A 4,606-nucleotide genomic window follows, 5' to 3' on the forward strand; every position below is an offset into this window, starting at 1 on the left:
GGCTGGCGGGTTGGCTCGTTTGAAGAGCTACACGCTGGCCGCGTCGCGCTTCTCGAACGTGCTTCTGGCATGGGTAATCATGTAGTCATGGTCCCGACACCCATCGAGAGCGCGATCAATATCGGAGACAATGTCAGCCTCAGCAGCCTTGGGCGGGGTGGTGCTGTCCAGGTGGTGCAGGACCTCAGCCTTGGGTATGGGTTGGGAAGGTAGGGCTGCTTGGCGCGTAATTTAGGCCTCGAATTCACGCTCTGTATTTTGAGAACGCTTTGAAATGATAACTTACAGCTTAAACCATACCTTTAGTGTTTCAAAAACATTTCGGTTCGGTTTCACTGCCACGGTAGCGAGCGGTAAAAGCGATCGACGATTTCAAAGCAGCTATCGAAGTCGGGTAAATCTTCAAGCTCAAGACCAAGCGTATTCCAGTCTTTGCAGCGCGGTCTCGTACCTCGTGATGGCTTAATGCCTCGCGTGTCGGCTCAATGTCGCGGGCTCGGCATTTCTCGTGAAGCAGCGCTAAAAGTTGGGCGCGTTCGTCGGAATCTAACGGAAATTGTTTTAGTAGGCATGCGATATCATAAATGTCTTGGCGGCGGTTGCGATTACGCTTCGGTTGCTGGAGTAATGCACGCAGCTTTTCCGCAATCAGGTCGAGCAACGAATATGCGCGGACCGTCATTCCCTCGTTACCTAGACTAACAATCTGGATAGCATTGACCGGCTCTCGGAAGGCGATGTCCACATCCAGCACATGGGTTGCATTCCCAGAGCTAAACAATCGCTCCTGAGGAGAACCGCGCCTCGCATAGCCGACGCGCAGCGCAAGAAGTGGGCCGGTTGCCTTAGTGAACAACTTCGCGCTTGGCTCATAGCGTGAAGACTGAACATTGCAAACTAAGTCTGGATATCCAAGTATTGCCGCTGCCCTTGGAAAGGCGCGATTCAATTCCGCTTTAAGCGCTTCGGCCATCTCTTTGCTAGGTTCGCTGATGGCGGTGAAGTCTATATCTCCGGTCTGGCGAGGACTTTTATAGACTACTCCCATCAAAATCCCGCCCTTGAGGAATATCTCGTTTGCGAACGGTTCGCTCATAGCCAGCGCTGCAAGGAAGATTTCAGTAATCTGGCGTTCTAGATGCGCCTGGGGATCGGCCTTGGCCTTTTCGATCCACTCGCTAATATTAACGGTTATCCGTTTCCCTATTTTGACTCTTTTAGACATTTAGCGACAGCATCCACTTTTCTGAGAATGTTGTAGCAAACGGCTTGCCGGGGTCCAGCACGCGACTGGAGCCACGTTGGGCGAAGCTTGCCCAGGCCGAGACGCGTGGATCAATGATGCCAATATGCTCCTCCAAGATGTAGCCTGCGCGAACTTTGCAGATACCCTTCTCAGCGCGTGTAATGCGTTCAATAATTTCTTCTAGATAGGTTTTGGCATGCTCGGCCCAAATGTCTAGGACATGCGACATTCCCCCGTTAAGATCCGGACTGTCTATTGTATCGAGGAAAGTTTGGCCAATAGAGGCGATCCGCGACAAACTCCCCTTTATTTGAACCTGATCAGATGAGAACTTGGTCGTGTCGATCCAGACTGGTCGACCACGGACCTTTCGTGGATGCATCACAGCCTTGGCTGGCTCAATGTCGATGCTAGGATACTCAGGGACGTCGCAATAGTCACGGTCCATCATCTCGCGGAATAGCTTCCGCCGCAACACTGGCGTGGGCTCCACTAGCATTAGATGTTCGGGGCGCCGATTGGTAAGTCCGTAACGTTGGAGCGCAGATAGATGGGCAATGTGGCAGAAAGGATCGACCGAACAAACTATATCTTCCGCTGATGCTTCAGGCTTATCTACCAATCGCCAATGTGAGTTATAGTCATTATCTTGGCGAATGATCCCCTCATTGCGTAATAAGATACGTGTCCGCCGGAAAAGGTCACGGCTCGGTGTGTCACCCCGTAAGTATTTTACCTTTCCAGATCTGTAGATTACCCATAACTCCCGGAATATATCATAGTTAGAAAGTACGGGCTTGGACTGACTATTGAGCGAGCGGGCGAGGGTATCGGCGACAAGGGTCATCCGCTTTCGTTGCTGAAATGGGCGAAGCACTTCTGCCATTTAACTCGGTGACCTATACAATATGTCCTAAGGACATATTGTATAGGTCACCGAAGCAATTGTCAAGGGCGCAGAGGATGTACCAACCACCCGTGGTGGGTTGACTTTCTATATCGTTGGCGATACCATCCGTCCTTAGGACGGATGGTATCGCCAACGTTTATAACTACACCTCAGCCATTGAATAGTAGCAAGTCATTATCGACAGCACGTCACTGACCCATAAACTTGGCCCAAAACTTGCTCCGCCCCCACTCCGAACGCGGAGATGTCTGATGGGAAGACGGCTCAGGGCAGATATGGATCAGCGCCAGCTTGGCCTGTTTGGCGAGAGTTTGGCGCTTGGACAGAAGCCGAAGGCGGTGAAAGCGTTGCCCGTTGCGGCTGCCCAGCTTTCCAAATCTGATGTCTCACCGAAGCATCCGCGCGCACCGGTCAAAGTAGAACCGCCGCCGCGCAAGAGTCTCGGGACCCTTCCCTCCGAAGTCGTGCGACCCTCAGAAGCAACATTGGTTCTTTCAGTGTCATTGAGCTTGCTGAAGAAGTGGCGCGTGCAAGGCGGAGGACCTCGCTTTCTTCGGCTGGGAGGACGGGCCATTGGCTATCGCCGCGCTGATTTATCGGAATGGATTGCCGCTCAAATCAGGTGATTTTTGCTTTGGCGCAGAATTTATCTGCAGCTGATTGGGCGGTTGAGCGCCTACTGGCCCTCTAGATTCCCCAGTTACGAGCATTGTGGCGATGGGACATGGCGGGGCATGGCTGGCTAGGCTGGTGCGTGCTGGAACCCTTCGAAACAGATCGATCCATCTGTGGATATCAGGTGGATAAGTCTTTGTTTTTGGGCTTCCCGATTTTGGTGAACATGCTGGATTAGTGTGGTTTTTCTGAGTTCTCTTGGTCTTACGAGATCGCAATTCCGCGATACTTGTCGAGCCTGATAGAGGATGAGACACATGAATACCGACACACTACTCACCGTCGAAGATGCCGCCGCCCATTTGAAGATTTCCAAGCACACTTTGAACCGCTGGCGCGTAACCGGTGAAGGCCCTCCCTTTATCAAATATGGCCCCCGGTTGATCCGTTATCTCGTCACCGCGCTTGATGTGTGGGCGCAGGAGCGCATGTTCGCCAACACCAGCCAATACGGACGGTAGGCTCTTGCATTGCCGATCTTCGCCAAATGCCAGAGCGTTTGGGCGCGTCAAGGTAACCTTCTTGAAGGGGGCTCTGCCCACCTTGACCTGCCCTTCACGCTCTGGCGCACCATTAGGTGTCGGGACGCGGGGCGCGTCCCAACATCACCTCTCGACCTTGCCTCTGGCAGGTCGAACACGGGGCTAGAGGGAACAGCGAAAGAATTAGCAGAAACCTTGGTTCTGGCTTCGCACGTTCAACTGCTGTCGACCAATTGAATGGGCGAACGCCGAGCTACTGGCGCAGGAATGAAACACACTCATCGCATACACATCTTGTTTTGACTTTAGAGAAAGTGTGTATATTATACACACCCTAAGAGGGGGCAACATTGCCGAAGCGACCAAAGACCAAGGACATTATCAAGCGGCTGAAAAGCGAAGGATATGTGCAGAAGGCCACGGAAGGGTCTCACAAGCACTTTGTCCACCCTGACTTTCCGGGCAAGATCACTGTGGTCGTGAGCAAGGCCGAACAGTCCATAGGGGTACTTCGGGAAATCTATCGGCAGGCCAAATGGAAGTGGCCACCTGAATAGCAAGGCCACCCCCTCTCAAACAAAGCAAAAAGATATTTATTAAGTGGAGAACACCTCATGACACAGAATATAACCAGCAGCAGACCTAAATGGTCTGTTGCTTTCGACCACGATCCCGAGGTCGGGATGTGGGGAGCTGTGGTTCTGGATCTTCCCGGATGCACATCGGGTGGAGACAGTTTGGAGGAAGCGAGAAGCAATGTCCGTGAAGCTATCGCCATTTACATTGCTGATGCACAAGAAGAGACCGGAGTAGTTCCAAGCCCCTTAGGGTTAGAGAACATTCTAAGGATAGCAGAAGCAGACGCAGATATGCGGGAGAGACTAGAAGGAGCCATCGTTCTGGAATCTGATGCTGGTGAACTCAAATCACGATCAGTTCGCGTTCAGATCACGATGAACGAGGGTTTGCTTGCCCGTGTCGACCAAGTTGCTGAGAGTGTCGGCATGAATAGAAGTGCATGGCTCGCAGAAGCTGCGCGTCGTCTTATAGCCTAGATATTAGCTTTTGGGCGTGATGCTGACGGGACCTGGGGAAGGTCTCGACAGCATTTCCCCATCGATTCATTTGGCAGTCTATCACAGGGCCTAGGCGGAAGAATTTGACACGGGACTATCAGGAATTTCGTGCATGGGGGAGCATGTAGGGAACGGAGGTGATTCCCCATGTCAGAGAAGAAGGCACTACCCCAGATACCAAGTGAAGTTTTAGACCAGTTGATGGCTGGCGGGGACA

The 4,606-nt window shown here is 52.3% G+C and carries 7 protein-coding genes; 5 read left to right on the forward strand and 2 right to left on the reverse strand.

Going from position 1 to position 4,606, the window contains the following annotated elements:
- On the forward strand, nucleotides 1-213 hold a 213-nt coding region (locus ACIQ20_RS16660), incomplete at its 5' end, for a hypothetical protein (protein WP_395782303.1).
- Between the two features lie 97 nt (nucleotides 214-310).
- On the opposite strand, the gene ACIQ20_RS16665 is transcribed toward ACIQ20_RS16660, so the two are convergent.
- Both ACIQ20_RS16665 and ACIQ20_RS16670 read right to left on the reverse strand, forming a co-directional pair.
- A complete protein-coding gene (locus ACIQ20_RS16665) occupies nucleotides 311-1,225 on the reverse strand; it encodes a nucleotidyl transferase AbiEii/AbiGii toxin family protein (RefSeq protein ID WP_395782305.1) in 915 nt (304 codons plus the stop codon).
- The gene (locus tag ACIQ20_RS16670; RefSeq protein ID WP_395782307.1) at nucleotides 1,218-2,132 is read right to left on the reverse strand and encodes a hypothetical protein; all 915 of its coding nucleotides are present in this window, start codon (nucleotides 2,130-2,132) and stop codon (nucleotides 1,218-1,220) included. The genes ACIQ20_RS16665 and ACIQ20_RS16670 overlap by 8 nt, the downstream gene beginning before the upstream one ends.
- A gap of 275 nt (nucleotides 2,133-2,407) precedes the next feature.
- On the opposite strand from ACIQ20_RS16670, the gene ACIQ20_RS16675 reads away from it, so the two are divergent.
- The 4 genes from ACIQ20_RS16675 to ACIQ20_RS16690 all read left to right on the forward strand — a co-directional run bounded on the left by ACIQ20_RS16675 (nucleotide 2,408) and on the right by ACIQ20_RS16690 (nucleotide 4,368).
- Complete coding sequence (locus ACIQ20_RS16675; RefSeq protein ID WP_395782309.1) at nucleotides 2,408-2,782, forward strand: helix-turn-helix transcriptional regulator; 375 nt, start codon at nucleotides 2,408-2,410, stop codon at nucleotides 2,780-2,782.
- A gap of 306 nt (nucleotides 2,783-3,088) precedes the next feature.
- Nucleotides 3,089-3,292: an AlpA family transcriptional regulator gene (locus ACIQ20_RS16680; protein WP_198534156.1), complete on the forward strand. Its 204-nt coding sequence runs from the start codon at nucleotides 3,089-3,091 to the stop codon at nucleotides 3,290-3,292.
- A 371-nt stretch (nucleotides 3,293-3,663) separates the two neighbouring features.
- Entirely contained in the window at nucleotides 3,664-3,870 is a 207-nt protein-coding gene (locus tag ACIQ20_RS16685; RefSeq protein WP_395782311.1) for a type II toxin-antitoxin system HicA family toxin, read from the forward strand.
- A gap of 57 nt (nucleotides 3,871-3,927) precedes the next feature.
- Complete coding sequence (locus ACIQ20_RS16690; RefSeq protein ID WP_395782313.1) at nucleotides 3,928-4,368, forward strand: type II toxin-antitoxin system HicB family antitoxin; 441 nt, start codon at nucleotides 3,928-3,930, stop codon at nucleotides 4,366-4,368.
- Nucleotides 4,369-4,606 lie beyond the last annotated feature (238 nt).

The organism is Aquidulcibacter sp., from assembly GCF_044346625.1.
Taxonomy (GTDB): Bacteria; Pseudomonadota; Alphaproteobacteria; order Caulobacterales; family Aquidulcibacteraceae; genus Aquidulcibacter.

Coding starts and splice junctions, on each gene's coding strand:
- ACIQ20_RS16665 (WP_395782305.1), bottom strand. CDS start 1,225: ATGTCTAAAAGAGTCAAAATAGGGAAACGGATAACCGTTAATATTAGC.
- ACIQ20_RS16670 (WP_395782307.1), bottom strand. CDS start 2,132: ATGGCAGAAGTGCTTCGCCCATTTCAGCAACGAAAGCGGATGACCCTT.
- ACIQ20_RS16675 (WP_395782309.1), top strand. CDS start 2,408: ATGGGAAGACGGCTCAGGGCAGATATGGATCAGCGCCAGCTTGGCCTG.
- ACIQ20_RS16680 (WP_198534156.1), top strand. CDS start 3,089: ATGAATACCGACACACTACTCACCGTCGAAGATGCCGCCGCCCATTTG.
- ACIQ20_RS16690 (WP_395782313.1), top strand. CDS start 3,928: ATGACACAGAATATAACCAGCAGCAGACCTAAATGGTCTGTTGCTTTC.